At 66.4% G+C, this 26498-nt stretch carries 23 protein-coding genes and 1 pseudogene; 14 read left to right on the top strand and 10 right to left on the bottom strand.

From position 1 onward, the window contains the following. Positions 1–5: 5 nt before the first annotated feature. From Ga0080574_RS01285 to Ga0080574_RS01260, 6 genes are read right to left on the bottom strand one after another with little or no spacing between them, the layout of a single operon-like run. Positions 6–995 carry an ABC transporter ATP-binding protein gene (locus Ga0080574_RS01285; RefSeq protein WP_076694388.1) on the bottom strand — a complete coding sequence of 330 codons (990 nt, stop codon included), beginning with the start codon at positions 993–995 and terminating at the stop codon, positions 6–8. After that, the gene (locus Ga0080574_RS01280) at positions 992–2011 is read right to left on the bottom strand and encodes an ABC transporter ATP-binding protein (RefSeq protein ID WP_076694386.1); all 1020 of its coding nucleotides are present in this window, start codon (positions 2009–2011) and stop codon (positions 992–994) included. Before Ga0080574_RS01280 ends, Ga0080574_RS01285 begins: the two co-directional genes overlap by 4 nt. Further along, positions 1977–2816, bottom strand: a complete 840-nt coding sequence (locus Ga0080574_RS01275) for an ABC transporter permease (RefSeq protein ID WP_076694384.1) — start codon at positions 2814–2816, stop codon at positions 1977–1979. The genes Ga0080574_RS01280 and Ga0080574_RS01275 overlap by 35 nt, the downstream gene beginning before the upstream one ends. Continuing rightward, positions 2813–3838 (bottom strand): ABC transporter permease, encoded by a 1026-nt coding sequence (locus tag Ga0080574_RS01270; protein WP_083716703.1) that lies wholly within the window; start codon positions 3836–3838, stop codon positions 2813–2815. Before Ga0080574_RS01270 ends, Ga0080574_RS01275 begins: the two co-directional genes overlap by 4 nt. After that, on the bottom strand, positions 3835–5433 hold the full coding sequence (locus tag Ga0080574_RS01265) for an ABC transporter substrate-binding protein (RefSeq protein ID WP_076694381.1): 1599 nt from the start codon (positions 5431–5433) through the stop codon (positions 3835–3837). Before Ga0080574_RS01265 ends, Ga0080574_RS01270 begins: the two co-directional genes overlap by 4 nt. Positions 5434–5491: 58 nt before the next feature. Then, on the bottom strand, positions 5492–6829 hold the full coding sequence (locus Ga0080574_RS01260; protein WP_076694380.1) for an LLM class flavin-dependent oxidoreductase: 1338 nt from the start codon (positions 6827–6829) through the stop codon (positions 5492–5494). A gap of 496 nt (positions 6830–7325) precedes the next feature. On the opposite strand from Ga0080574_RS01260, the gene Ga0080574_RS01255 reads away from it, so the two are divergent. The 6 genes and pseudogenes from Ga0080574_RS01255 to Ga0080574_RS01230 all read left to right on the top strand — a co-directional run bounded on the left by Ga0080574_RS01255 (position 7326) and on the right by Ga0080574_RS01230 (position 15077). Then, complete coding sequence (locus Ga0080574_RS01255) at positions 7326–8438, top strand: NAD(P)/FAD-dependent oxidoreductase (protein ID WP_076694563.1); 1113 nt, start codon at positions 7326–7328, stop codon at positions 8436–8438. Between the two features lie 20 nt (positions 8439–8458). Beyond that, positions 8459–9451 (top strand): TRAP transporter substrate-binding protein, encoded by a 993-nt coding sequence (locus Ga0080574_RS01250; RefSeq protein WP_076694378.1) that lies wholly within the window; start codon positions 8459–8461, stop codon positions 9449–9451. Positions 9452–9521: 70 nt separating this feature from the next. After that, entirely contained in the window at positions 9522–10019 is a 498-nt protein-coding gene (locus tag Ga0080574_RS01245; RefSeq protein WP_076694376.1) for a TRAP transporter small permease, read from the top strand. Beyond that, the gene (locus Ga0080574_RS01240) at positions 10016–11305 is read left to right on the top strand and encodes a TRAP transporter large permease (protein WP_076694374.1); all 1290 of its coding nucleotides are present in this window, start codon (positions 10016–10018) and stop codon (positions 11303–11305) included. The genes Ga0080574_RS01245 and Ga0080574_RS01240 overlap by 4 nt, the downstream gene beginning before the upstream one ends. A gap of 25 nt (positions 11306–11330) precedes the next feature. Further along, positions 11331–13355 (top strand): hydantoinase/oxoprolinase family protein, encoded by a 2025-nt coding sequence (locus Ga0080574_RS01235; protein WP_076694372.1) that lies wholly within the window; start codon positions 11331–11333, stop codon positions 13353–13355. Between the two features lie 3 nt (positions 13356–13358). Continuing rightward, positions 13359–15077, top strand: a pseudogene (locus Ga0080574_RS01230) (hydantoinase B/oxoprolinase family protein). Positions 15078–15292: 215 nt separating this feature from the next. On the opposite strand, the gene Ga0080574_RS01225 reads toward Ga0080574_RS01230, so the two are convergent. From Ga0080574_RS01225 to Ga0080574_RS01215, 3 genes are all read right to left on the bottom strand, one after another. After that, on the bottom strand, positions 15293–15637 hold the full coding sequence (locus Ga0080574_RS01225; protein ID WP_076694370.1) for a RidA family protein: 345 nt from the start codon (positions 15635–15637) through the stop codon (positions 15293–15295). 106 nt (positions 15638–15743) lie between these two features. Next, positions 15744–17123, bottom strand: a complete 1380-nt coding sequence (locus tag Ga0080574_RS01220) for an FAD/NAD(P)-dependent oxidoreductase (RefSeq protein ID WP_076694368.1) — start codon at positions 17121–17123, stop codon at positions 15744–15746. After that, positions 17120–17401 carry a (2Fe-2S)-binding protein gene (locus tag Ga0080574_RS01215; protein WP_076694366.1) on the bottom strand — a complete coding sequence of 94 codons (282 nt, stop codon included), beginning with the start codon at positions 17399–17401 and terminating at the stop codon, positions 17120–17122. The genes Ga0080574_RS01220 and Ga0080574_RS01215 overlap by 4 nt, the downstream gene beginning before the upstream one ends. A gap of 119 nt (positions 17402–17520) precedes the next feature. Here Ga0080574_RS01215 and Ga0080574_RS01210 point away from each other — a divergent pair, with 119 nt between their 5' ends. After that, positions 17521–18423 (top strand): LysR substrate-binding domain-containing protein, encoded by a 903-nt coding sequence (locus tag Ga0080574_RS01210; RefSeq protein ID WP_076694364.1) that lies wholly within the window; start codon positions 17521–17523, stop codon positions 18421–18423. Between the two features lie 52 nt (positions 18424–18475). Here Ga0080574_RS01210 and Ga0080574_RS01205 read toward each other — a convergent pair whose 3' ends face one another. Continuing rightward, positions 18476–19423 carry a LysR substrate-binding domain-containing protein gene (locus tag Ga0080574_RS01205; protein ID WP_076694362.1) on the bottom strand — a complete coding sequence of 316 codons (948 nt, stop codon included), beginning with the start codon at positions 19421–19423 and terminating at the stop codon, positions 18476–18478. A 112-nt stretch (positions 19424–19535) separates the two neighbouring features. On the opposite strand from Ga0080574_RS01205, the gene Ga0080574_RS01200 reads away from it, so the two are divergent. From Ga0080574_RS01200 to Ga0080574_RS01170, 7 genes are all read left to right on the top strand, one after another. Next, on the top strand, positions 19536–20570 hold the full coding sequence (locus tag Ga0080574_RS01200) for a CDP-6-deoxy-delta-3,4-glucoseen reductase (RefSeq protein WP_076694360.1): 1035 nt from the start codon (positions 19536–19538) through the stop codon (positions 20568–20570). A 25-nt stretch (positions 20571–20595) separates the two neighbouring features. Next, on the top strand, positions 20596–20907 hold the full coding sequence (locus Ga0080574_RS01195; protein ID WP_076694358.1) for a putative quinol monooxygenase: 312 nt from the start codon (positions 20596–20598) through the stop codon (positions 20905–20907). 92 nt (positions 20908–20999) lie between these two features. Beyond that, positions 21000–21479, top strand: a complete 480-nt coding sequence (locus Ga0080574_RS01190) for a VOC family protein (protein WP_076694356.1) — start codon at positions 21000–21002, stop codon at positions 21477–21479. A 169-nt stretch (positions 21480–21648) separates the two neighbouring features. Beyond that, positions 21649–22380, top strand: a complete 732-nt coding sequence (locus Ga0080574_RS01185; protein WP_076694354.1) for a dienelactone hydrolase family protein — start codon at positions 21649–21651, stop codon at positions 22378–22380. 492 nt (positions 22381–22872) lie between these two features. Further along, positions 22873–23340: an SRPBCC family protein gene (locus tag Ga0080574_RS01180; protein ID WP_076694352.1), complete on the top strand. Its 468-nt coding sequence runs from the start codon at positions 22873–22875 to the stop codon at positions 23338–23340. Next, positions 23337–24200, top strand: coding sequence for an FAD binding domain-containing protein (locus Ga0080574_RS01175; RefSeq protein WP_076694349.1), 864 nt, complete (start codon positions 23337–23339; stop codon positions 24198–24200). Before Ga0080574_RS01180 ends, Ga0080574_RS01175 begins: the two co-directional genes overlap by 4 nt. Positions 24201–24208: 8 nt before the next feature. After that, positions 24209–26497 (top strand): xanthine dehydrogenase family protein molybdopterin-binding subunit, encoded by a 2289-nt coding sequence (locus Ga0080574_RS01170; protein ID WP_076694347.1) that lies wholly within the window; start codon positions 24209–24211, stop codon positions 26495–26497. Position 26498: the final 1 nt, after the last annotated feature.

The following is a 26498-nucleotide window of genomic DNA, read 5'->3' as shown; positions in this document are numbered from 1 at the left end:
TGCTGTCAGCGTGCCGTCGCCGCCTGTCTGGGCGGTGACTCACGTTCTAGGGGAGCGAAGTCCCGGGCGAAATGGCAGGCGACAAGATGCGGCAGCCCGTCGTCGGTGAGCGCCGGGCGCTCTTCGGCGCAGATCGCCTGAGCGTGGCGGCAGCGGGTGCGGAACGGGCAGCCCGAAGGCGGGTTCACCGCCGAGGGCACATCGCCGGTCAGCCGCTCGCCGCGCATGCCGCCGGCGGCATCGGGGATCGAGCTGGTGAGCGCGCGGGTATAGGGGTGGCGGCGCTCGGCCCAGACCGATTCCGCATCGCCGAGCTCGACGATCTGGCCGAGATACATCACCGCGATCCGGTGCGAGACATAGCGCACCACGCTCAGATCGTGCGAGATGAACAGGAAGGACACGCCCAGATCGCGCTGAAGCTTGGTCAGCAGGTTCAGCACCTGCGCCTGCACCGAGACATCCAGCGCCGAGACCGCCTCGTCGCAGACGATGAGCTCCGGCTCCAGCGTCAGTGCCCGGGCGATGGAGACCCGCTGCCGCTGCCCGCCCGAGATCTGATGCGGATAGCGGTCGAGCAGATGCAGGCCAAGCCCCACCTGCGCGGCCAGCTCCTCGACCCGCGCACGGCGCTCGGCGGCGCTGCCGCGCCCGTGGATCTTCAGCGGCTGCTCGATGCTGCGGCGCACGGTGTGGCGCGGGTTGAGGGAGCCCATGGGATCCTGAAACACCATCTGCACCCGCTGCGCGGCGGCGCGCCGGTCTGCGGCGGAGGTGCCGAGCGCCTGCCCGCCCACCACGACAGAACCCTCCTGCGGGGTGTTGAGCCCCACCACGCAGCGCGCCAGAGAGGATTTCCCGCAGCCGGATTCGCCCACGAGCCCCAGCGTCTCGGCCTTGTTGAGCGTCAGGTTCACGCCGTCCACCGCGCGCAGCGGCCCCGCCGGGGTCGGGTGGTGCAGCGAGAGGTTCACCAGTTCCAGCGAGCGGGTCATGCGAGGGCTCCGTCGACGGGGAAGAAACAGCGCACCGCGCGGGGGCCCGAGCGGTCGAGCGGCGGGCGTGCCTCGCGGCAGCGGGCGGTGGCCCTGGCGCAGCGCGGCGCAAAGAGGCAGCCCTCGGGCCGCGCATCGGGCGCGGGCACGGTGCCGGGAATATCGCTCAGCGCCTGCCCGCCATGCACATAGCTGCCCGAGGGCCGCGCGGCGAGCAGGCCTGCGGTATAGGGGTGTTTGGGGCGGCTCAGCACCTCGGCCACCGGGCCTTCCTCGACCACGGTGCCGGCATACATGACGATCATCCGGTCGGCGACCTCGCCCACCACACCCAGATCGTGGGTGATCAGGATCAGGCTCTGCCCGGTGCGTTTGCGGATCTCGGTCAGCAGGTCGAGGATCTGCGCCTGCACCGTCACGTCGAGCGCCGTGGTCGGCTCGTCGGCGATCACCAGCTTGGGGTCGCAGGCGATGGCCATGGCGATGGTCACCCGCTGCCGCATGCCGCCCGAAAGCTGATGCGGGTAGTCGCCGAACCGCAGATCCGGGCGCGGCAGCCCGACCTCACCCAACAGCTCGATGGCGCGCGCCTTTGCCTGCGCCTTGCTCATGCGGGCATGCGCGGTCAGCACCTCGGCGATCTGCGCACCGACGCTCAGCACCGGGTTCAGCGCCGAAAGCGGATCCTGAAAGATCATCGCCAGCCGGTTGCCGCGCAGCCCCCGCAGCTTAGCCTCGGAGGCGGTGGCCAGATCCATGCCCTCGAAGACGATCTTGCCACTCTGCCCCGCCTTCAGGTTCTTCGGCAAAAGCCCCATCACCGCAAGCGAGGTCAGCGACTTGCCGCAGCCGCTCTCGCCGACGATGGCCAGCGCCTCGCCGGGGGCGACGTCAAAGCTCAGCGCCTCCACCAGCGGCACGCCGGGGCGCAGGTCGATGCGGACATCCTCCAGGGACAAGAGCGGCGCCGTCGTCACCGGCTCAGCCCTTGCGGAGTCGAGGATTGAGAACGTCATTCAGCGCGTCTCCGATCAGGTTCAGGGCCAGCACGGTCAGCACCACGGCGCCTGCCGGGATCATCGTGATGTACCAGGCCATGCGCAGTGCCGAGCGGCCGTTGCCGATCACCCCGCCCCAGCTCATCATGTTGGGATCGCCGAGGCCGAGGAACGAAAGCCCGCTCTCGATGATGATGGCATTGGCGACCAGCAGCGAGGTGGCGACAATGATCGGCCCCAGCGAGTTGGGCAGGATCTCGGCCAGCATGATGCGCCAGTCGGGCATGCCCATGATGCGGCAGGCCTGCACGAAATCCAGCGTCTTGATGCGCAGCACCTCGGCGCGCACCAGCCGCGCCACCATGGGCCAGCTCACCAGCGCGATAGAGGTCACGATGGTGCCGATGGAGGGGCCGATGAGCCCCACGATCAGGATCGCCGCAAGGAAGGAGGGCAGCGTCTGGAACGCATCGGTGATGCGCATGAGCATATCGCCGATCCAGCCGCCGAAATAGCCCGAGACCAGCCCCACCGCGGCCCCGACGATGGCCGAGGCCAGCGCCGCCGAGAGCCCCACCAGCAGCGACACCCGCGCGCCATAGACCACCGAGACCAGCAGGTCGCGGCCCAGCGAGTCGGTGCCGAGCAGCAGATCGGGATTCTGCCCGGGCCAGAGCATCGGGCGGGCAACCATCTTGTAGGGCCCCTGCGGGAAGAGATAGGGCGCGGCCAGCGCCAGCGCCACGAAGAACAGCAGCAGCGCCAGCCCAACCGCCCCGGACGGGTGGCGCAGAAAGCGCCGGATTTGCGACGGGGGTTTCATTTCAGGCTCACCCTGGGATCGAGAACGGTATAGAGCAGATCCACCGCCAGATTGACGATGACGATGGCGAGCGAGCTGACGAACATCACGCCCAGCAGCATGGTGGTGTCGCGCTGGAACACCGCGTCATAGGCGGTGCGCGCCATGCCCGGCAGGCCAAAGACGGTCTCGACCACCACCGCACCGCCGAGCACCGTGGAGACCTGAAGCCCCGCCATGGTGACGATGGGCAAAAGCGCGTTGCGCAAGGTATGAACGTAGATCACGCGGGTCTCGCTCAGCCCCTTGGCGCGGGCGGTGCGGACATAATCCTGATCCATCACTTCCAGCATGGTAGAGCGCGCGAGCCGGGCATAGATCGCCACGTAAAAGGTGCAGAGCGCGGTGACCGGCATCACCAGATGCGCCGCCATGTCCTTGACCAGCGCCCAGCCGGTATAGCCCGCCGAAACCGTGGTCAGCCCGGCGATGGGGAACCAGCCGAGCTTGACCGAGAACACCAGCACCAGCAGCATCGCCACCACGAAGCTCGGCGCGGCATAAAGGACCAGCGCCACCGCGTTGATCCCCATATCGGTCAGCGTGCCGGCCCTGCGGGCCGAGACAACACCCATCACCGTGCCGATGGTGACCGAAAACAGCAGCGACAGCACCACCAGCGCGGCGGTGGTCGGCAGCCGGGCCGAGAGCACCTCCCAGACCGGCGCGTTCATCCGGTAGGAATAGCCCAGATCGAAGGTCAGAAGCTGCGCGACATAATTCCAGAACTGCACAAGCAGCGGCAGGTCGAGCCCGAAACGCGCGCGCAGATCGGCCATCTGCTCCTGCGTCATGTCGGCACCGCCGGCGATGACGGTGACCAGATCGCCGGGCGCCATCTGCATGATGACGAAATTGCCGATGACGACCAGCGCCATGACAAGCAGCGCCTGCCCGAGCCGGCCCAGCAGGAACCGCGCCCAGGGCGGCAGGGCCAGACGCGCCACGGGGGCGCGCCGGGCAGAGGTCTCGGTCAGGCTCATGCGTCTTTATGCACGTCTGCGAAATTGCCGAAGAAGCTGAGCGCGCCTTGAACGTAATCCTTCACGTTGGTGCTCGTGATCGTCTTCTTGGCGTCGTAGACAAGCTGGATCACCGGCACGTCCTCCATCGCGACGGCCTGGAAATCGGCATAGAGTTGTTTGCGCTTTTCCAGATCGGTCTCGACCGCCGCCGCTTCGAGCAGCGCGTCCGCTTCGTCGCTGGCATAGCCCGAGCCGTTCGAGAACGGCACGCCGTCCTTGATGTTCTTCGACCAGTAGAACCGCTGCACCCCGATCGCCGGATCGGCGCCAGCAGAGGCGGTGTAGCTCGTCAGGTCGAAATCGTGATCGGTATAGACCCGCTTCACATAGGCGGCGAAATCGTTCACCCGCGCCTCGGCATTGATGCCGATCTCGCGGAACTGCTCGCGCATGTACTCGGCGGCGCGCGGCGGCTCTTCGCCATATTGCACCGCGTCGATCACCATCGAGAACCGCCAGCCGTCCTCGCCGCGCGGATAGCCCGCCTCGTCGAGCAGCGCCTCGGCCTTTTCCAGGTCGATATCGTAATTCGGCACGCCCTCGGTGGTGTAGAACGCCTTTTGCTGAACGTGCAGCGGGCCGGTGCCGGGGCTTGCGAGACCGAACCAAACGTTTTCGGCCACCCATTTGTTGTCGATGGCAAAGTTCAGCGCCTGGCGCACCCGCTTGTCCTGCCATTGCGGACGGCGCAGGTTGAAATCGCACAGGTGGATAGAAGGCGTATGCTCATAGCCCGCGCCGTTCACCTCGAACCCGTCAAGGCTCTGGAAGCGCAGGATCTCGATGGTCGGAAGCTGGCTGGAGCCCACCAGATCGGCCTCGCCGGTCTCCAGCATCGCAGCCCGGGTCGAGCCGTCGGAGATGTAGCGGAAAATCAGCTGGTCGATCAGCGGCTTGCCCTCGTCCCAGTAATCGGGGTTGCGCTCCATCACCAGCGTCTCGCCGGGGGCGTAGCTGACGAATTTATAGGGGCCGGTGCCGATGGGCGAGAGGTTGGCCGGGTTCTGCTGGATGTCGGTGCCGACATAGACATGCGCCGGCAGCATCGGGCTTTCCTGCGCGTTCAGCGCCGACATCATCGCGGGCGCCGGCTTGGTCAGCTTGAAGACGGCCGTGAGCTCGTCCGGAGTCTCGATCTCGGTGACATTGGCAAAGGTGGCGCGGCCGCGACCGTGGAACACCTTGAGCACTTCCATCACCGAAAAGCGCACGTCTTCGGAGGTGAAGGGCTCGCCGTCATGCCACATCACGCCGGGGCGCAGCTTGAAGGTGACGGTCAGCCCGTCCTCGGAGACCTCCCAGCTTTCGGCAAGCTGCGGCTCGGGGGACATGCCTTCGCCATAGGTCAGCAGGCCGTCCATCATCTTGCCCGAAACCGCCGCCTCGCCGCCGCCGGTGCTGAGCGCGGCGTTGAGATAGACCGGCACCGGGCCGGTGGCGACGGTCAGCGTGGCGCTGCCCTGGGCACGGGCAAGCTGCGGCAGGGCGGGAATGGCAACGGACGCGGCAAGACCCGCGAGGATCTGTCGGCGGTTCGGCTTTAGCGGTGACATGGGTTGGATATCTCTCTGTTGCGGCAGTTGGGTGGTGTCCGGGTTGGCCCGGATCGGTTCAGTTTGCGGAAACGGGTTCGCGCGCCGGGGCGGCGGCCTGCGCCGGGTGCGGTGGCCGGTCCAGGCCCAGATGGTCGCGCAGCGTGCTGCCCTCATAGGCGGTGCGGAACAGACCCTTGGCCTGAAGGCGCGGAATGATCTCGTTGACGAAATCGTCCACCGGCCCCGGCAGATAGGCGGGCAGGACCATGAAACCGTCAGCGGCGCCAGAGGTGAACCAAAGGGCCAGATCGTCGGCAATCTGGTCGGGCGTGCCCATCACCAGCCGGTGGCCGGAGCTGGCGCCGACATAATCGCGCAGCTCGCGGACGGTCATGTTCTTCGTCTTGGCCAGCTTGCGCAGCACCACCGAATGGCCCTGCATCATATTGGTCTCGGGCAACTCGGGCAGCGGCGCGTCGAGATCGCATTGCGTGAGATCATGCCCCACCCGGTCGCAGAGCGCGCGCATCGCCGCATCGGGATCGGAGAGCGCGCCGAGGGCGGCGACCTTTTCCTTCGCCTCCTCCTCGGTGCGCCCGATAACCGGCATCACCCCGAACAGGATCTTGAGCGCGTCGCGCGGGCGGCCGGCCGCCTCCACCAGCCCGCGCAGCTTGTCGGAGAACACGGTCGCATCTTCCAGCATCTGCTGCGAGGCAAAGACCACATCGGCGGTGCGCGCGGCGAAATCGAGCCCGGAGGGCGAGGCGCCGGCCTGAAGGATCACCGGATAGCCCTGTGGCGGGCGGTTGGCATTGAGCGGCCCCCTGACGGAGAAATGCTCGCCCTCGTGGTTCAGCCGGTGCATCTTGGAGGCATCGACATAGGTGCCGCTCTGCTTGTCGCCGACCATGGCGCCATCGTCCCAGCTGTCCCAGAGCCCCTTGCAGACATCGAGATATTCCCGCGCGCGGCCATAGCGCGCGGCGTGATCCGGGAAGGGATCGGTGCCGAAATTCCCCGCCGCCTCGGGGCTCGCCCCGGTCACCACGTTCCAGCCGGCGCGCCCGTTGCTCATGCGGTCGAGCGAGGCAAAGGCGCGGGCGATGTTATAAGGCTCGGAATAGGTGGTGGAGACGGTGGCGGCGAGGCCGATCTTCGAGGTCGCGGTGCAGAGCGCGCCCAGCAGGGTCAGCGGCTCCAGCCTTGTGACGTTCTTCGCGGGCGCGTCCGGCGCGCCGTGCAGGCTGTCGGCAAAGAAGGCGATGTCGAAACAACCGCGCTCGGCGGATTGCACCGCGCGGGTGATCAGATCGAGGTTTTCCGAGCCGAATTCGGCGTCGGGCATGCGCCAGCCCGCCACATGGTTGCCAGCGCCGCTGGTCAGGAGGGCAAGATGCATCTTCCGCGACATGTCAGGTCCTTTCGCCTTGTGCCGAAATCACAATCCGAGACATCCGCCGGTCGCGTGCCGATCTGCGAAGGTCGCTTATACATTTGTTTGGACCCAATTTTCAGACAAGAGAAATAATTTCATGTCATAGCTAGAAGCCACGTTATCCACCAAGCGCTCAGGGATTGTGCGCTTACAACCCGGGTTTGCGGCTTATTTGAACCGAGAACGCCGGCGCATGGCCAGCCACCGCCGCGAGCAGCACCTTGAATCACCCCGAAGCGGGATAAGCGCATCACCTATAATATAATGCTATCTTCATATATAAGGAGACGCGATAGGCGCACCCACCCGTGACGGCGCCGGGGCAAGAGATGTCACGGGCCCCCGTCTATCGCGGCGCTCCGGTGACGCCACTATAACATTTCAGAATATCAACTGAAGGCATTGATATTTGCGTTATGGCAACCCCGGTCGCTTAATCCTCGCGACATTTTCCAGCGACGGTGAGAGCAAGGTGAAGGATCTGGGCATTTGGGATATCGTGGTTGTCGGCGGCGGGCTCGTCGGCACGGCCACCGCGCTCGGCATGGCGCGCGATGGCGCGCGGGTGCTCATCCTCGACGCCTCCGACACCAGCTTCCGCGCCAGCCGTGGCAATTTTGGGCTGGTCTGGGCGCAGAGCAAAGGCGCCAACAGCCGCGATTATGCCACATGGACGCGCAGCGCCGTGCGCGCCTGGCCGGAGCTTCAGGACGAGCTGCGCGAGCTTGCCGGTGTCGATACCCATTACGAGACCGGGCTGGGGCTGCATCTCTGTCTCGGCGAGGCGGAATTCGACAAGCGCGCCGCGATGATCGGGCGTGTCGCGGCGCATGAGCTGCCGGGCGACGACGTGCGCATGATCGACCGCGACGAGCTGGCCGGGATCATGCCGGGCATCGGCCCCGAGGTCAGCGGCGCCTCGGTGTCTTCGCTCGACGGCGCCTGCCATTCGCTGGCGCTCTATCGCGGGCTCAGCCTCGCGGCGCAGCAGGCGGGCGCGACGCTGATGTCGAATATCGCCGTGACCGCCATCACCCCGGAAGACGCCGGCTACCGCATCGACGCCGACGGGCTCTGCGCCCGCGCCGGAAAGGTGCTGATCGCGGCGGGGCTGGCGACCAACGATCTCGCCCGGCCCTTCGGCTTTCCCGAGATCGTGCTGCCGCAGAAGGGCCAGATCCTGGTGACCGAGCGCAGCGCCCCGGTGCTGCCGGCGGTGACCTCCGGCCTGCGACAGACCGCCGAGGGCACGATCCTGATCGGCGACACCAAGGAAGAGACCGCCGAAGATCGCTCGACCGGCGCCGGCATGCGCCAGCTCGCCAGCCGCGCGGTACGGCTGTTCCCGGCGATCGGCAATCTGCGGATCGTGCGAAGCTGGGCCGCCCTCCGCGTGCTCACCCCGGACGGCCACCCGGTCTATGACGAATCGCCGACCCATCCGGGGATCTTCGTCGCCACGACCCATTCCGGCGTGACCCTCGCGCCGGCTCACCGTGGGCCGCTCGCGCAGTGGATCATGAACGGGCAGAGGCCCCCTGAATTCGCCAACTTTACGGCGCAACGCTTTCAACAACCAAACTGAAAAACCAACAGGATCCCACCATGACATATACCCGTCTCTCCCTCGCCGCCCTGCTCGCCGCCGGCCTCCTCGCCGCGCCCGCCAGCGCCGATGTCAAATGGACTTTCGGCGGCATCAACCCGCCCGGCGCGCCGGTCACCCAGGCCTCCAAGCGCTTTGCCGAGCTGGTGACCGAGCGCACCGAGGGCCGCGTGCAGGTCGATTTCTACGAGGGCTCGCAGCTCGGCTCCGGCCCGGCGCAGATCGAGGCCATGGCGGTGGGCGCGCAGGAGGGCTATATCTCCTCGGGCTCCAACGCCTCGAACCTGGTCACCGAGTTCGGCGTGGTCGACATTCCCTTCGTCTTCGAGGATCAGGACCATTTCCTCGCCTTCATGGAAAGCGATCTCGCCGCCGGGCTCCAGCAACGGCTGCGCGACGAGTTCAACGTCCGTATCCTCGCCACCAACTGGTTCCGCCTGCCCCGCGTCTTCCTGACCAAAGAGTCCTGCGTCGAAAGCCCCGAGGACATCGCCGGCAAGCGCGCCCGCTCGCCCAACCTGCCGATGTTCGTCGCCGGCTGGGAAGCCATCGGCACCGTGCCGGTCACCATCGCCTATGGCGAGACCTACATGGCGCTGAGCCAGGGTGTCGCCGATATGGCCGAAAGCGCCGGTGAGCAGGTCTTTTCCTCGAAATTCTACGAGGTTCTGCCCTATGTGACCGACGCGCAGATGATGTATCCGCAGAACTCCGTCTATGTCGCCGAAAGCGCCTTCCAGCAGCTCTCCGACGAGGACAAGGCCATCGTCACCCAGGCCGCAGAGGATGCGGGCGATTACTTCGTCTCGCTGGTCGAGGAGCAGACCGCGCCCAACCGCGCCACGATGGAGGCCGAGGGCGTAACCTTCTGCGAGATGTCCGCCGAGACCCGCGCGGCCTTTGCCGCCAAAGTCGCGGACTCGGTCCCGGCCTTCGAAGAAGAGGGGCTGCTGCCCGAAGGCTGGTGGGATCAGATCCAGGCGATGAAGTAATCCCGCCACCGCGCGGACAGGCGCCGCGGGCCGGTTTCCGGCCCGCGCATCCCCAACCCGGACCCTTGCCATGACAACCCTGCTTTCCGGCCTGCACCGCCTGACGCTCTGGTTCTGCGCGGCGCTGGCAGTGGCGATCATCGGCGCGCTCAGCGTCCAGATCGTCTCGCGCTACGTGTTCAACGCGCCGGTTCACATGACCGACGACATCGCGGAAATCTCGCTGATCTGGATGACCTTTCTGGGCGCCGCCCTGGTCTATCGCGAGGGCGGCCATATCGGGCTCGACCTGCTCGACACTCTCACCCGCCCGGCGCTGCGGCGCTGGCTGCGCATCGTGCTGCACCTGCTGGTGGTGGCGGTGCTGGCCTATGTCATCACCCAGGTGCGCCAGCTCTACCCGCTGATGTCGCGGCTGGAATTCGGCACCGTGCCCAAGGGGCCGCTGACCTCGAAATTCGTGCTGATCCTGCTGCCCTTCGGCATCGGCGCGGGCATGACCATTCTCTTCGCGCTGGAGGCGGTCTGGACCGAGCTGCGCGGCGCACCGGCGGAGGCCGACACATGACCACCGCGATCTTTCTCGCGCTCTTCTTCGGGCTGCTGATCCTCGGCCTGCCGGTCGCCTATACCATGCTGGTGACCTCGGCGGTCTATATCCTGCTGGCCGGGCTGCCGGAGATCCAGCTCACCCTGCGCGCCTCGGGCGGCATCGAGAGCTTTTCGCTGCTGGCGATCCCGATGTTCCTGCTCGCCGGCAACCTGATGAACGGCATGGGCGTGACCGAGCGCATCTTTGCCTTTGCCGGGGTGCTGGTGCGCCACATCACCGGCGGGCTGGGCCATGTCAACGTGGTGGCCTCGATCCTGTTTGCCGGCATGTCCGGCTCTGCCGTCGCCGATGCCGGGGGCCTCGGTTCGGTCGAGATCCGCGCCATGGAGCAGGCCGGCTATTCCAGGCGCTTCTCCGCCGCCGTCACCGCCGCCTCGGCCACCATGGGGCCGATCATCCCGCCCTCGATCACGCTGGTGGTCTATGGCTTTCTCGCCGAGGAATCCGTCGGGCGGCTGTTTCTCGGCGGCGCGCTGCCGGGGCTGCTGAGCGGCTTTGCCCTGATGGTGATCATCTACCTGCTGGTGGTCACCGGGCGCGAGACCGCGCCGCGCCTGCCGCGCGCCAGCTTTGCCGAGGTGGTCACCGCCTTCTGGCGCGCGCTGCCCGCGCTGATGGCGCCGGTGATCCTGCTCGGCGGCATCCTCGCCGGCGTCTTCACCCCCACCGAAGCCTCGGTCGTGGTGGTGCTCTATATCCTGGTGATCGGCTCGATTTCCATGGGGTTCGACCGCCGGCAGATCGCCGAGGCGCTGCTCGGCACCGTGCGGACCTCGGCGGCGACGCTCTTCATCATCGCGGTCTCTGCGGTCTTCGGCTGGATCATCTCGATCCAGCGGCTGCCGCTGGAGATGGTCGGGCTGATGCAGGATCTCTTCGTCTCCAAGGCGGCGGCGATCGCGCTGATCATCGTGATCCTGCTGATCGTCGGCATGTTCATGGAGGTGCTGGCGGCGCTGGTGCTGCTGGTTCCGACGCTGCTGGCCATCGCGTCGAGCTTTGACATCGACACGGTGCATCTGGGGGTGACCGTGGTGGTGACCATGATGATCGGCACCATCACCCCGCCGGTGGGACTTGTGCTCTACACCGTTATGACCGTGGCCGACATCCGCATGGGCGAGCTGACCCGCTCGCTGGCCCCATTCTACCTGGCGATGATCGCCGTGGCGCTTCTGGTGGCCTTCGTGCCGCAGATCACGCTGTTCCTGCCCGATCTGCTGATGCCGACGGCGCAATAAGACTGACTGCAAAGGACCTGACACAATGTACCGTATCGGCTTCGATGTGGGCGGCACCTTCACCGATTTCACGGCCCTCGAGACCGGAACCGGCAAGGCCATCCACTTCAAGACCTCCTCCACGCCGCACGACCCGTCCGAGGCGATCGAGACCGGCCTGCGCCACTATGTCGAAGAGCTGGGCGTCGCGCCCGAGGCCTTCGAATTCGTCGGCCACGGCACCACGGTGGCCACCAATATGGTGATCGAGCGGCGCGGCGTGCCGACCGGGCTGATCACCACCAAAGGCGCGCGCGACGTGCTGGAGATCGGGCGCCAGACCCGCCCGCATCTCTACGATTATGCCATCACCAAACCCGAGCCGCTGGTCGAGCGCTACATGGCGCTGGAGGTCACCGAACGGCTGAACGCCGATGGCGACGTGCTGGAGCCGCTGAACGAGGGCGAGCTGCGCGCCGCCGCCGAAACCCTGCGCGACGCCGGCGCCGAGGCGGTGGCGATCTGCTTCCTGCACGCCTATCGCGACGGGCGCCACGAACGCCGCGCCGCCGAGATCGTCTGCGAGGTGCTGCCAAACGCCTATGTCTCGATCTCGTCCGAGGTGCTGCCGGAGTTCCGCGAGTTCGAACGCTTCTCGACCACGGTGATCAACGCCTATGTCGGGCCGCGCATGGACCGCTATCTCGAACGCTTCCTGCAACGGCTGGCTGATATCGGCATCGAAAGCGCGCCGCGCACGATCCATTCCAATGGCGGGCTGATGTCGGTGGACGCGGTGCGCAGCTTCCCTGTGCGCACCTGCCTTTCCGGCCCGGCGGCGGGCGTGGTGGGCGCGGCCAAGGTGGCCGGCGTCTCGGGCTATCCCAATATCGTCACCTATGATGTCGGCGGCACCTCCACCGATGTGTCGCTGGTCGAAGAGGGTCGCCCGGCCTTCACCACCTCGCGGCTGGTGGCGGATTACCCGGTGCGCTGCCCGATGCTCGATATCAACGTGATCGGCGCCGGCGGCGGCTCCATCGCGGCGCTGGACGATGCCGGCGCGCTGAAGGTCGGGCCGCGCTCGGCCGGCGCCTATCCCGGCCCCGTCGCCTATGGCCAGGGCGGCACCGAGCCCACCACCACCGACGCCAATCTGGTGCTGGGCCGGCTCGCCTCCGACACGCTGCTCTCGGGGCGCATGCAGGTGGATACCGAGGCCGCCCGCGCCGCCATCGAGAACAAGATCGCCAAACCGCTGGGGCTGAGCGTCGAAGAGGCCGCGCTTGGCATCCTGCGCATCGCCGTGGCCAATATGGGCCGGGCGATCCGCGCGGTCTCCACCGAAAAGGGCCACCGGCTTCAGGATTTCGCGCTCTTCGCCTATGGCGGCGCGGGGCCGTTGCACGCCGCCGCCGTGGCGGTCGAGACCGGCATGAAGACGGTGATCGTGCCCGCCCAGCCCGGCACCATGTGCGCCCGCGGCATCCTGCTCTCGGATGTGGGGTTCGATTTCGTGCGCACCGGCGTCTCCACCGCCTCGCCCGACCGCTGGCCGGAGATCGGCACCGCCTTTCGCGAGATGCTGGAGCAGGGCAACGCCTGGCTGGAGAACGAGGGCGTGCCGGAAGACCGCCGCGCCATGCTCTATGTGGTGGATGCGCGCTATGACGGGCAGAACCACGAGGTGCAGGTGGCGCTCGACGGCCCCGAGGCCGGCTACGACACCTTCCTCGACGGGTTCCGCGCCGCCCACCGGCAGGAATACGGCTATGACATCGAGGACCGCGCGGTCGAGATCGTCAACCTGCGGCTCTCGGTCAAGGGCGCCTCGGCGGCCTCCGCCGAGACCGGTTACAGCGCGCAGGAGGGCGACCCGGTGATCGGCTCTCGGCAGGTCTATTTCGACGGCGGCTGGTACGAGACCAGCCTTTACGAACGCGCCCGCCTGCCCGTCGGGCCCTATGTCGAAGGCCCCGCCATCGTCCAGGAAATGTCCTCGACCACCATTGTCGAGCCGGGACAGCGGCTGCGCGTGGATGCGTCGGGCACCATGATTATCGAGGTCTGAGCCATGAACGACACACGCAAACCCGCCCTCTCCGACCCCATCGCCATGGAGGTCTTTACCAACCGTCTGCTGGCGGTGGCCGACGAGATCGGCACCTCGATGATCCGCGCCTCGTTCTCGTCGAACATCAAGGAGCGCAAGGATTGCTCGGTGGCGCTGTTCTCCGCCGACGGGCGGCTGATCGCACAGGCCAGCCACATCCCGCTGCATCTGGGCTCGCTCATGGGCTCGGTCGGCGCGGTGCTGAAGGCCTATCCGATCGAGCGCATGGTCGAGGGCGACGTCTTCATCTGCAACGATCCCTATGTGGCGGGCGGCACGCATACGCCGGATATCTCGGTGGTGACCCCGGTCTTTGCCGACGGGCGGCTGCGCTATTTCACCGCCAATATCGGCCACCATTCGGATGTCGGCGGCACCGTGCCGGGCTCGATCCATGGCGGCGCCACCTCGATCTTCGAAGAGGGGCTGCGGCTGCCGGTGATGAAGCTCTTCCGCGCCGGTGTGCTGGATGAGGATCTGCTGCGGATGATCTCGCTCAACTCGCGCTCCTCCGAGGAACGCTGGCTCGACATCAAGGTGCAGGCGGCGGCGAACGAGCGCGGCGCGCGGCTGATGCGCGAGCTCGCCGATACGCTGGGCGCCGACAAGGTCGATGAACTGGTCGAGGATCTCTTTGCCTATACCGCGCAGCGCCTGCGCAACCGCATCGCCGAGATGCAGGACGGCACCGCAAGCTTTCATTCCAAGATCGAGAGTGACGGGCTCGGCCCGGTCGAGGTGCCGATCCAGGCCAATGTCACGGTCAGGGGCGACCGGCTCATTGTCGATTTCGAGGGCACCGGCCCGCAGGCGCGCGGCGGGCTCAACGTGGTGGCCTCGGCGCTCAACGCCTCGGTCTAATACGTGGTCAAGACGCTGCTCGACCCGTATCTCCTGCCCAATTCCGGCATGTTCGACGGGGTGGAGATCTCCGCCCCCGAGGGCAGCCTGCTGAACCCGCGCCAGCCCGCCGCCACCGGCGCCCGCTCGATCACCTGCAACAAGGTGGTGCGTGCGCTCATCGGCGCCTTCTCGCAGCTTCTGCCCGAGGATCGCGGCCAGGCCGCCGGGCAGGACATCGTGCCGGTGATGGTCTTTGCCGGCAAGCGCCGGGGCCGGGACGAGGGCTATGTCTATCTCGAATCCATCGGCGGCGGCGCCGGCGCGCGGGCGCTGGGGAACGGCATGGACGGGGTGCATGTGCATGTCACCAACTCCTCCAACCTGCCCATCGAACCGCTGGAGATCGAATACGATCTGATCGTCGACGAATACGCCCTGGTCGAGGACAGCTCCGGCGCCGGGCGCTATCGCGGCGGCATGGGCATCGCCCGGCAGATCTCGGCGCCGCATGGCGGGGTGATCTTCACCGCCCGCTCCGACGGCCACCGCGAGGGCGCCCCCGGCGCACGCGGCGGCACGGCGGGGCGCCCGGCGAATCTGGTGAAGAACGCCGGCAGCGATCATGCCGAGGAGCTGAGCCCGATGATCGCCAATCTGACGCTGGAGGCGGGCGAGAACGTCCGGCTGGAAACCCCGGGCGGCGGCGGCTACGGCGATGCGGCAGAGCGCGACCCGGTGGCGCTGGCGGGCGACCTGCGCGACGGGCGCATGAGCCGGGAACGGGCCGAGGCGCTCTATGGCAGGGCCAAGCTCGACGCGGCGCTGGCGCAGATCTGAGCGGCCTCTCTTCGCAAGGTGTTACGCCCGCCGCGCGCATGCGGCGGGCGTTTTCATGCGTGGCGGGCGTGGAGGCCCCGGATCAAGTCCAGGGCGGGAGGCGCACCCTTCCCGGGCTCGACCCGGGACCTCTCCCCTGCCCGCCTGACGGATACGCACAAAAAAGCCCCCCGCCGCAGCGGAGGGCCAGTCGGGGAGATAGGGGAAGGCGCGGCTTACTTCGCCGCCACCGTGGTGATCTCGACCAGCGTGCCCGGGGACAGCTCGGCACCGCCGATATAGGCGCGCACCGGGAAATGCGCCGGATCCAGCCACTCGGTCCAGGCGGCGTTGAAGCCGTCCTTCTGATCGAAGGCGGCGGAGTAGATCGTCACCGAGAGCAGCTTTTCCTTGGAACTGCCGGCCAGCGCCAGAAGCTCGTCGAGCTTGCCGAAGATCTCTTCGGCCTGGCCCTTCATGTCCTTGCTCTTGTCGCTGGCAACCAGCCCGCCGATATAAAGCGTGTCGCCATGCTCGACGACGCGGTGGTGAATCTTGCCCGGGATGTGACGGGTGATCATGAGGGTCTCCTGGTCTGGAATTGTGCTTTGGCGCAAGGCGCAAAGCGGGGGATGAAAAACGGCCCGATAGCAGCGCGGCCTCGCGAACCGGATGCGCGGCGCGGGGTCACTCCTCTTGGGGCACAAATTCGGCCAGCTCGCTCAGCGACAGCGGCTTGAGCGGCGGGCGGATGCGGAAATAGCCGGTCTCATCGGGGCTGCGGCCGCTGCTCTCGGCCAGAAGCGCCGTCACCGCGAGCCCGCAGACCCGGCCCTGACAGGGGCCCATGCCGGTGCGCAGGAAAGATTTCACCTGGTTCGGCCCGGGCGCGTTGGCCTTTGCGGCGGCGCGGATCTGCCCGGCGGTGACCTCTTCGCAGCGGCAGACCAGCGTGTCCTCCGCCGGCGAGAGCGCCTGCGCGCAGGGCGCATAGAGCGTCTCCAGGAACGGCCGCACCGCCGCGTCCCGCGCCATTGCGCGGCGCAGCTTTACGATCTCGGGCGACACCGCCTGCCCTGCCCTTTCCGCCACCCGCAGCGCCGCCAGCCGCCCGGCCAGCGCCGCCGAGCGCGCGCCCCGGATGCCCGCCCCGTCGCCCGCCACAAAAAGCCCGGGCACCGAGCTTTCGCCATAGGCGTCGCAAACCGGCACAAAGGCGCGCTGACCCTCGTGCCAGCGATGTTCGCAGCGCATCAGCCGGGTGACCTGCGGATTGGGCACCACCCCGTGATGCAGCCCGGCGCTGCCCGTCTCGATCCGGTGGGCGCGCCCGCGTATGGTAAAGCTTACCGCCTCCAGCCGATCCTCGCCCTCCAGCACGATGTCGCGCGCGTCGCGGTAGATCGGCACCCCGGCGCGGCGCAGCCTTGCCAGCAGCCCCGCGCCCTTCACCAGATAGCCCGCCCCGCGCAAGGCGCGCGGCAGGTGTTTCAGCGCGTGGCGCATGTTTTCCGCCGGCACGGTCTCGACGATGGCGCGCGGCGGACGGCCCGCCGCCACGAGCTGCGCCGCCAGCAGCAGTTGCAGCGGCCCGGAGCCCACAAGCACCGGAGACTCCGCCAGCACGCCCGCGCTTTTCATCAGGATCTGCAAGGCGCCGGTGGTGGTCACCCCGGGCAATGTCCAGCCGGGCAGCGGCATGGGGCGTTCCAGCGCGCCGGTGGCCACGATCAGCGCATCGGCCTCGACCACGCGCGAGCCCTCCGCCATGGAGTAGGACAGCGCAAATCCGGCGCCGTCCTGCTCGATATGCCAGACCGTGGCGCCCGCCAGATGCGTGCAGCCGCTCTTTGCAAAGGCCTGCGCCAGCCCGGCGCCGGCGCGATAGTCGGGGCCCAGCAGCGCCTGCCGCGGCTCCGGCGCGCGGGTGATGTCGCGATAGATCTGCCCGCCCGGGCGCGGCGCCTCGTCCAGCACCGTCACGCTCAGCCCGTTCTGCCGCGCCGCCACAGCCGCCGCCATGCCCGCGGGGCCGGCGCCGATGATGCACAGATCCTGCCGGCTCATGCGGCGCCCTTCTGGCGCGTCACCGCCATGCCCTCTCGGATCTCGGTCATGCAGGCCTGGCGGTTGGGCCGCCCGTCGATCGTCACCAGGCATTCGAAACAGGCCCCCATCATGCAATAGGGCGCCCGCGCCGCGCCGCTCACCGGGGTGCTGCGAACGGCGCCGACATTGCCCGCCAGCAGCGCCGCGGCGACCGTCTCGCCCGCCTGCGCCTGCATCGGCCTGCCCTCGAAGGTGAAATGCACCGGCGTCGTGACCGGCTCGGAACGGGTATACATGGGCGGCGGCAGGCTCTTGGCTGGGAAAGGAAATTCGCTGTTCACCGCCAGTTTCCTTGCAAATCCCGCCATAAATCAAATAACAATAACACCGACCTATATGCAGGAATGTTATAGAAATGCTGTCGCAACGCGCCCTTGAGGCGTTTCACACCGTGCTCGAATGCGGCAGCGTCTCGGGTGCCGCGGAAATCATGAACGTGTCGCAGCCGGCGGTGAGCCGGCTGATCCGCGATCTGGAGACCCGCACCGGGCTGCGGCTCTTCACCCGGTTCGGCGGCAAGATCGTGCCCACCCCCGAGGCGCGGCAGCTCGCCGTCGAGGTCGAGCGCGCCTTTGTCGGGCTCGGCGCCATCGAAAAGACCGCGCGCGACATCCGCCTCGGCAAGCAGAGCAGCGTCTCGGTCGCCGCCATGCCGGCGCTGGCGCATTCGGTGCTGCCCGACACGCTGGTGGAGCTGCTGGAGGCGCGCCCGGATTTCCGCATCTCGCTGGAATCCATGCAGACCAACAACGTGATCCGCCGCGTCGCCACCCGGCAGAGCCAGCTCGGCTTCACCTCCCCCACGCGGCACGAGCACGATGTCGACCTGATCCGCACGGTCGAGCTGCCCTATCTCTGCATCCTGCCGCGCAGCCATCCGCTGGCGGTGCGGGAGCAGCTCGGGTTCGAGGATTTCCTCGGCCATTCGGTGGTGGCCTTTGCCGACAACACCGCCACCGGCAGCATGATGAACCGTGCCTTCGCGCAGATGAGCGAGAGCCCCGAGGTCGTGGTCCGCTCGCATCTGTCGAGCATCGTCTCGGCGCTGGTGCTGCGCGGGCTGGGCGTGTCGCTGGTCGATCCGTTCACCGCGCGGGTGCATGCCGGCCAGGGCGGGCTGGTGCGGCCTTTCGCCGGCGCCTACCGTTTCCGGCTGGCGATCATCCGGCCTCGCGGCATGGTGCTCGGCCGCGATCTCGACGCATTGCTGGAGGCCTTCGACCGGCAGCTCGCAAGCTATGAAACCGACGCCGGATAGCGGGCTCGGCGCCGTTCAGGAACATTCCGTTTCCTCATGAAGTGCCAACCGCCTATCCGACTCCGGGAACCGCAGGCCGCCCCTCCTTCATCGTATCGTGCAGCCATTCGCGAAAGGCGACAAGCGGCGGGTAGGCGCTCATTTCCTGATGAAAGACCAGATAGCCGACGCTGCGCGACTTGGCCGACAGATCCGACACATGCACCAGCCGTTTGGCGGAAAGATCGTTTTCAATCAGTTCGTTGGGCGCCAGCGCCACGCCAAGCCCACGCACCGCCGCCTGCAACAGCATGGTATAATTCTCGAAGGTCAGCAGCGGTTGCTGCCGCAGGATATCGAGCTGCAACTCGCCGAAGAGCCCCAGCCAGTTCGAGCGCTCGGACGTGTGCAAAAGCGCATGCACATTGGCCAGCCCACCCTTGTCGGAACGCCGGATCGCGTCGGCGATCTCTTCGGTGGCGACCGCCCGCAATTCGAGCTGGATCAGCTCCTCCCAGACCGCATCCGGCCCCGGCGCGGTGGTGAAATCTATCAGCGCATGCAGGTCGCCCGGACCGGAATGAGGCCGCGACGGCAGCCGCGTGGAGAACTCCACCGTGACATTCGGATGGGCCTGAAAGAAACTCGGCATCCTCGGAATTAACCAAAGACTTCCGAAGGTTGGCGGAATCCCAAGCCGCAGCACCCCGCCCCGGTCACCGAGCGTGATCGCCTCTGTCGTGGCGGCGGCGAGATGGGTCAGCACCTGGCGGATCTGCTCGGCGTAATAGGCGCCCGAGGCGGTCACCACGACCTGCCGACGGCGGTTCTTTTCCAGCAGCGCGACCCCCAGAAGCTGCTCCAGCCCGCTCACCTGACGGCTGACCGCGCTCTGGGTCAGCGCAAGCTCCTCGGCGGCAACCGTGAAGCTGCCGTTGCGCACCACGGCCTCAAAGGCCGCAAGCGCGGAAATCGCCGGCGTCAGGCGGCGCGCGCGGCGGTGATCATTCTGATTGATCATGAAGTCGATGAGTTAACGTCATTTGGCAGCCTCCCGGACGCTGATTATAGAATGGTTCCAGATTTAAGCAATCGCGCCGTCGAGGCGGCGCTTGCACCAAGGGAGGAAAACCATGAGCTACCGTGTCGAGCTGCAACCGAGCGGCAAAACCTTCGACGTCGAAGAAGGCGAAAGCATCCTGAGCGCCGCGCTCGACTCGGGACATCAGCTTGCCTATTCGTGCCGCCGCGGCACCTGCGCGACCTGCCGCGCCAGGATCACCAGCGGCACCGTCGATTACGGCGAATATATCGAGGCGATGCTGCCGGAATCGAAAAAGGCCGAGGGCTTTGCGCTGCTCTGCCAGGCCTCGCCGCTGAGCGATCTGGTGATCGAGGCGGAAGAGCTGAAGCTTCAGGCGCAGCAGCCGAAAATCGTCCCCTGCCGCGTGCATGCCATCGACCGGCTGACCGACGACATCATCGTCATGCATCTGCGCCTGCCGCAGAACGCCGAGTTCCGGCACATCTCCGGCCAGTATGTCGACATCCTGCTGAAGGACGGCCGCCGCCGCTCCTATTCCATCGCCAACAAGCCCAGCGTGCACGGGGTCATCGACATCGAGCTGCACCTGCGGCATTCGCCCGGCGGCGCCTTCACCGATCACGCCTTCTCGAACATGAAACCGCGCGAGATCATGAAATTCGAGGGCCCGCTCGGCACCATGTTCCTGCGCGAGGACAGCGACAAGCCGATCGTCTTCCTGGCCAGCGGCACCGGCTTCGCGCCAATCAAGGCGATCATCGAATACGCGCTTTCCGAGGGCATCGACCGCCCGATGACGCTCTACTGGGGCGGGCGCAATGCGCAGGACATCTATATGCACGAGCTGGCCGAGACCTGGGCCCGGGAGCACGCCAATTTCGACTTCGTGCCCGTGGTTTCCGAGCCCGGCGCCGACTGGACGGGCCGCACCGGCTTTGTCCATCAGGCGGTGCTGGAGGACATCCCCGACATGTCCGGCCATCAGGTCTATGCCTGCGGCAATCCCAATATGGTCGACGCCGCGCGCGACGAGTTCTCGCGTCTGAACGGGCTCGACGATGCGGAATTCTTCGCCGACCCCTTCACCACCGAAGCCGACCTCGCCAAGGCCGTCGCCAGCTGAACCGGCCCGGAGGAGGAGCGCCGAAATGGCAAAGACAAGCGTGACCTATGTGGTGAGCTTCGAGATCAGGCCGGGCCAGGAGGCGCGGTTTCGGGCCGCCCTCGATCCGGTGCTCGACGCCATGCGCGACGAGGATAGCTTTGTCTCCTCCGCGCTCGGCCGGGATGCCGCGAACGAAAACCGGTTCCTGCTGCACGAGACATGGTCGGACGAGGACGACGTGACGAATGTGCAGCTCAAGCGCCCCTATCGGGACGCGATGAATGCCGCGCTGGACGAGATCCTGGCCAGGCCGCGCGAGGTGACCGTCTGGCGCCCGCTGCGCAGCGACGGATGAGGACAGTGCAACCTGAACCGCCGGCCCGGCAGGTGACGCCGGGCCGGCAACCACAACCCTGAAGACCGCGAACCCCAAGGAGGAGACTACGCATGCTCGAAATCGCAGATCCGATTTTCAAACCCGACAACCAGAACTCTGTCGTCAAGCCGCTGATGATGACCCACGGCACGATGGAATGCCGCAACCTCACGGAATCGCGCAAGTTTCTCGAGGAATTCCTCGGCATGGAATGCGTGCGCCACAACCCCGACGGGATGCATGCACGCTGCGGCATGAAATTCTCCATCGTCTGCATCCAGACCGAAAAGCCCGGCAACACGCTGACCATCCTGAACCACTGGGGACTGGATGTGGAAAGCAAGGAGGCCGTGGACGAGGCCCACAAGGCCGCGCATGAAATGAAGGACAAATACAAGATCAAGAGCATCACCGACCCGATCGTGCGGCACGGGATCTACTCTTTCTATCTCGAGGATCTCGACGGCAACTTCTGGGAGATCGAGTATTACGACGGCGGCTCGGTCCACGAGGACGCCTTCGATTTTGGTGACCAGTACGAAGATGCCTGAGCAGTGAGACGGGGCGCCCGGTGTTGGGGCCGGGCGCTCCGTCGAAAAAGACCAGAGGCCGGCGCGTCCGGCATCGAAGAAAGGCCGGATACCCGCTAGATACAAAGCCTGCTATGCATTAGGCTCACATCTGGCGGGGGAGCGCCGGAGCAAAAGGGGAGGAGACCCGATGATCGAAATTAAGGTGCCCTACGAGATCGGCGGGCGCAGCTATGCGGGCCTGATCGTCTGCGACGATGACGCCGCCGCGGCCGGGCGCCCGGTGCTCTTCATGCAGCCCGACTGGTACGGGGTCTGCACCGAGACCATCGCGCAGGCGCGCGAGCTGGCCGAGGGGCGCTATGTGGTGCTTCTGGCGGATATGTTCGGCACCGATTACGACGCCGAGTCCAAGGATTTCAACCAGTTGCTCCAGGGCATGCTCGCGGTGCACAAGGATCTGGGCTTCACGCTGGATTGCGGCGGCACCGCCTATAAAAAGATGCTGGCCGAGGCCGAGGCGCAGGGGCTGATCACTTCCGACACGCCGAAATACGCGGTGGGATACTGCGCCGGCGGCGGCTTTCTCATGGAGCAGGCCCGCGCCGGCGAGGATTTCGACGCGCTCACCGTGCTGCACATCACCAATCCCAACCCGGTCGTGCCGGGCACACCCTGCAAGGTGACCGGGCGGGTGATGGCGATCCACGGCAGCGCCGATCCGGTCACCTCCAAGGAGATGATGACCGAGCTGGAAACCGAGCTGACCAATGCCGGGGCCGAATGGCAGACGGTGCTGTTCGGCGGCGCTGTGCATTCCTTCTGCGTCCCTTCGGCGAATTTCGAAGGCGCCCAGTATGACGAAAAGCTCTGCCGCAAGTCCTACCGGATGATGCACGACTTCTTCGCCGAGACCGCCTGACACCGGTTTTTGCAGGATCGCAGAGCCTGACCCCCCGGCCTCCTCCACCGAGGCCGGGGGCATTTTGGCGTCTGAACTTGCGTTTTCCTCATAATATGCCCTCGGTACCGCCCATGGTCTCCCCTGAACGGCATGGCGAGCGCCGACAAGGGCGGATCACGCAAAAAGCAAAAATATCACCCATAATCAAAAGACTAAAAAGAAATAAAGACGAAAAAAGGTGCCAAAGTTCGGCAGATAACCTCGTATCCGCGCGCCACCCGCGCATGAGCCCACAGCTCACACCGCTTAGAAACATTCCAAATAATCATTATCGCGGTGAAGATTCATCATTTCCGTATCTCCAGTGAAGAGGTTAAGATGACATATACTGTGCTATGCATCCCTGGGGAGCTGGGATCGTAGAACCGACAGAGAATGGGAGGAGAGAATGCAGTATTCCGCCGCATTGCGGTCTGGCGCCCGTGCCTTTGCACAGGTGGTGACCGCCAAATGAAACTCACTGGAAAAATCAGCGTCGCCGCCCCGCGCGACCGCGTTTTCGCCGCCGTCCGCGACGCAGAATTCTTTGCAAGCTGCGTCGACGGCGTCAGCGACATGAAAGAGATCGACGACCGGAACTATACCGCCGTGCTCAAGACGCGGGTGGCCTATATCCGGTTCTCCTTCGATGTCGAGGTGCAGATCACCCGCATCGAGGAACCCTACCTGATCGAGGCCCAGGTCACCGGCACGCCCGCAGGCATCGTCGGGCGCCTGACCTCGACCGCGCTCACCGAGCTGCACGAGCAGGATGGCGAGACGATCATCGAATACACCATCGACTCGCATCTGACCGGGCGTCTCGGCAGCATCGGCCAGCCTGTGCTGAAATCCAAGGCGCGCGAGATGGAGAAGGAATTCACCAAGCGCCTGCGCGCGGCCTTCGATCTGGCGCCTGCGGAAGGGGGCAAGGCATGAACGCATTCGAGCTTGCCCTGCCGGACACCCTGGCAGGCGCGGTCTCGCTGCTCGATCCCGAGGATCCGACGATCCGCGTGATGTCCGGCGGCACCGCGCTCATGCTGATGATGAAGACGGATGTGTTCCATCCGACCCAGCTCATCAGCCTGCGCCGCATCGAGCCCGGCTACTCGCAGATGGGCCTGCTGCCCGATGGCAGCTTTCGCATCGGCGCCATGTCCACCCTGTCGGACATGGAACATGACGACGCGCTGGCGGGCTTTGCCCCGGTGATCCGCCAGACGATGAAACTGCTGTCGAATGTCCGCGTGCGCAATGTCGCCACGGTCGGCGGCGCGCTGGCCCATGGCGATCCGCATATGGATCTGCCGCCGGTGCTGGTGGCGCTCGACGCGCAGGTGGTGACGATCAGCCCCGAGGGCGAGCGCACCATCCCCGTGGCCGAGCTGCATGCGGGCTATTACGAAACCATCCTCTCGGGCAACGAGCTGATCAAGGAGGTCATCATTCCGCCCCAGCACGCGCGCCGGGCGAGCTATCTGAAATGCACCACGCGGGCGGTCAAGGACTGGCCGGCGCTCGGCGTGGCCCTCACCACCGATCTCGACGGCGACACCGCGCGGGATACCCGGCTGGTGATCGGCGCGGTGGGCGAAAAGCCCATCCGGGTCGCCGAGGCCGAGGCCGTCATCGACGGGCAGATCCTCTCGGACAAGACCATCGCCGAGGCCGCCGAGGCCGCCGCGGAGTCGGTCGAGACCATCGAGGACGAGCTCGGCTCTGCCGCCTACAAGACACAGCTGGTGCGGGTGTACGTGAAACGCGCGCTACAGCAGGTCGCCAACCAGAACGCCTGAGGTGTGACATGAACGACCAGATTACCCAGATCCGTGCTGTCGGGCAGTCTCACCCGCGGCGCGAGGCCAGGGAAAAGGTGACCGGACGTATCGAATACATCCACAACCTGCGCCTGCCGAACATGCTCTACGGCAAGATCTTCCGCAGCACCGTGGCGCATGCCCGCATCGTCAGCATAGACACCAGCGAGGCCGCCGCCTGCCCCGGCGTCGACATGGTGCTGACCGGCGAGGATATCCGCAAGATCATGCCCGATCCGCATTTCGGCGTGATGTTCCACGACCAGCCGGTGCTGGCGCTCGACAAGGTGCGCTATGTCGGCGAACCCGTCGCCATCGTGCTGGCCTCCGACCCCAATGTCGCCGCCGAGGCGGTGGCGCTGATCGACGTGGACTATGACGAGCTTGAGCCGGTCTTTGACGAGATGGAGGCGCTGAGCGCCGAAACCTTCGTGCATGACGAGCTGAAACCCGGCATCCCGGAAATCCAGTTCCTCAAGGGCGTGCGCGACACCAATGTCGGCTTTCCCTATCAGCTCCGCCATGGCGGCGATGTCGACACCGCTTTTGAAGAGGCCGACCGGGTGTTCGAACACACGTTCCGCACCCACCCCTCGGCGCATGTGCCGCTGGAACCCCCCGTCACCGTGGCCGAGCCCACCGGCGCCGGGCTGACGCTGCACACCGCCAACCAGAGCCCGTCTTTCGTGCGCTACGAGATCTCGCGGCTGCTGGGCTGGCCGCAGCACAGGATCCGGGTGCGCGTACCCTATCTGGGCGGCGGCTTTGGCGCCAAGCTCTGGATCCGGCTGGAGGCGCTGGTCGCCGCCGCGGCGCTGCTGGCGAAACGCCCGGTGAAGGTCTCGCTCAGCATGGAAGAGCAGTTCTACACCATCACCAAGCACGGCGCGACGCTGAAGATCAAAAGCGGGCTCGACAAGGATGGCCGCATCACCGCGCGCAAATGCGAGGTGTTCTGGAACGGCGGCGCCTATGCCGATATCGGCCCGGCGGTGGCCTTTCACGCCGGCATGACGGCGGCCGGCCCCTACGATATCGAGAACGTCGCCATCGACTCCTTCTCGATGTACACCAACCGCCCCGTCGCGGGCGCCATGCGCGGTTTCGGTCATCCGCAGCTCATCTGGGCCTACGAGAACCACACCGACATGATGGCGCATGAGCTGGGCATCGACCCGCTCGAATTCCGCCGCCGCAATATCCTGCGCGAGGGCAAGGAGCACGCGACCGGCACCGCGCTCAACACCTCGTCGGTGGAAAAGGTGCTCGACCGGGTGGCCGAGCGGCTCCAATGGGGCAAGCCCTTCGAGCGGGGCGAGGGCACCGTCAAGCGCGGGCGCGGCTTTGCCATCGGCATCAAGGCGTCGATCGCGCCCTCGACCTCCGAGGCGATCGTGCGGCTCGGCGCCGATGGCAGCGCCACGCTGATCTGTGCCACCGTCGATATGGGCCAGGGCTCGGACACGGCGCATGCGCAGATCGTGGCCGAGGTGCTGAACATGCCGGTGGAGATGGTGCATGTGGTGCATCCCGATACCGACGTGGCGCCCTATGACACCGGCACGCTGGGCTCGCGCTCGCTCTATCACATGGGGCACGCGGCACGGCTGGCAGCCGAAGACGCCAAGGCCAAGCTCGAAGAGCTGGCGGCGGAGGTCGGTGCGCAGCCCGGCTCCAACGTGCCGATCTGGGAGCTCTTCGCCCGCAAGAACGGCATGCCGGTCGGCCATGTGGTCGGCACCGCGAGCTTCATCCCCGACGGTCACATACCGCCCGATCCGATGACCGGGCAGTCGCCGCATATCACGCCCTACTGGATGCTGGGCGCCACCGGGGCCGAGGTCGAGATCGACACCGAAACCGGACGGGTCACCGTGCTGAAGATGATCAACGTCGCCGACACCGGCACCCAGATCAATCCCAAGATCGTCGATCACCAGATCTCGGGCGCGTCGATCATGCAGCTTGGCCAGACCATGCAGGAGAAGGTGCATTTCGATTTCGGCCAGGTCACCAACGCATCCTTCGCCGATTACAAGATCCCGAGCATGCTCGACATTCCGCAGATCGAGACCAGCATTCTCGACGGCGCGGAGGCCGACGGGCCCTTCGGCGCCAAGGGCGTCGGCGAGACCGGCTCGTTCTGCGTCTCCTCGGCCATCGCCAACGCCGTGTTCAACGCGGTGGGCGTGCGCGTCTCGGAGATGCCGATCACCGGCGAAACGGTCTATCGCGCCATGCGCGCGGCGGCGGGCGAGCCGCTGGAGGAGGAATGAG

The sequence above is a fragment of the Salipiger abyssi genome, from assembly GCF_001975705.1.
GTDB classification, from domain to species: domain Bacteria; phylum Pseudomonadota; class Alphaproteobacteria; order Rhodobacterales; family Rhodobacteraceae; genus Salipiger; species Salipiger abyssi.
This window is presented reverse-complemented; position numbering and strand designations above follow the sequence as displayed.

Coding starts and splice junctions, on each gene's coding strand:
- Ga0080574_RS01270 (WP_083716703.1), bottom strand. CDS start 3,838: ATGAGCCTGACCGAGACCTCTGCCCGGCGCGCCCCCGTGGCGCGTCTG.
- Ga0080574_RS01215 (WP_076694366.1), bottom strand. CDS start 17,401: ATGTATACCCGTTCCGAGCCGGTCACGACGCCGGTGCATTTCACCTTC.
- Ga0080574_RS01275 (WP_076694384.1), bottom strand. CDS start 2,816: ATGAAACCCCCGTCGCAAATCCGGCGCTTTCTGCGCCACCCGTCCGGG.
- Ga0080574_RS01225 (WP_076694370.1), bottom strand. CDS start 15,637: ATGATCACCCGTCACATCCCGGGCAAGATTCACCACCGCGTCGTCGAG.
- Ga0080574_RS01260 (WP_076694380.1), bottom strand. CDS start 6,829: ATGTCGCGGAAGATGCATCTTGCCCTCCTGACCAGCGGCGCTGGCAAC.
- Ga0080574_RS01220 (WP_076694368.1), bottom strand. CDS start 17,123: ATGAGCCGGCAGGATCTGTGCATCATCGGCGCCGGCCCCGCGGGCATG.
- Ga0080574_RS01285 (WP_076694388.1), bottom strand. CDS start 995: ATGACCCGCTCGCTGGAACTGGTGAACCTCTCGCTGCACCACCCGACC.
- Ga0080574_RS01170 (WP_076694347.1), top strand. CDS start 24,209: ATGAACGACCAGATTACCCAGATCCGTGCTGTCGGGCAGTCTCACCCG.
- Ga0080574_RS01210 (WP_076694364.1), top strand. CDS start 17,521: ATGCTGTCGCAACGCGCCCTTGAGGCGTTTCACACCGTGCTCGAATGC.
- Ga0080574_RS01185 (WP_076694354.1), top strand. CDS start 21,649: ATGATCGAAATTAAGGTGCCCTACGAGATCGGCGGGCGCAGCTATGCG.
- Ga0080574_RS01245 (WP_076694376.1), top strand. CDS start 9,522: ATGACAACCCTGCTTTCCGGCCTGCACCGCCTGACGCTCTGGTTCTGC.
- Ga0080574_RS01195 (WP_076694358.1), top strand. CDS start 20,596: ATGGCAAAGACAAGCGTGACCTATGTGGTGAGCTTCGAGATCAGGCCG.
- Ga0080574_RS01250 (WP_076694378.1), top strand. CDS start 8,459: ATGACATATACCCGTCTCTCCCTCGCCGCCCTGCTCGCCGCCGGCCTC.
- Ga0080574_RS01175 (WP_076694349.1), top strand. CDS start 23,337: ATGAACGCATTCGAGCTTGCCCTGCCGGACACCCTGGCAGGCGCGGTC.
- Ga0080574_RS01205 (WP_076694362.1), bottom strand. CDS start 19,423: ATGATCAATCAGAATGATCACCGCCGCGCGCGCCGCCTGACGCCGGCG.
- Ga0080574_RS01190 (WP_076694356.1), top strand. CDS start 21,000: ATGCTCGAAATCGCAGATCCGATTTTCAAACCCGACAACCAGAACTCT.
- Ga0080574_RS01280 (WP_076694386.1), bottom strand. CDS start 2,011: ATGACGTTCTCAATCCTCGACTCCGCAAGGGCTGAGCCGGTGACGACG.
- Ga0080574_RS01180 (WP_076694352.1), top strand. CDS start 22,873: ATGAAACTCACTGGAAAAATCAGCGTCGCCGCCCCGCGCGACCGCGTT.
- Ga0080574_RS01265 (WP_076694381.1), bottom strand. CDS start 5,433: ATGTCACCGCTAAAGCCGAACCGCCGACAGATCCTCGCGGGTCTTGCC.
- Ga0080574_RS01235 (WP_076694372.1), top strand. CDS start 11,331: ATGTACCGTATCGGCTTCGATGTGGGCGGCACCTTCACCGATTTCACG.
- Ga0080574_RS01200 (WP_076694360.1), top strand. CDS start 19,536: ATGAGCTACCGTGTCGAGCTGCAACCGAGCGGCAAAACCTTCGACGTC.
- Ga0080574_RS01240 (WP_076694374.1), top strand. CDS start 10,016: ATGACCACCGCGATCTTTCTCGCGCTCTTCTTCGGGCTGCTGATCCTC.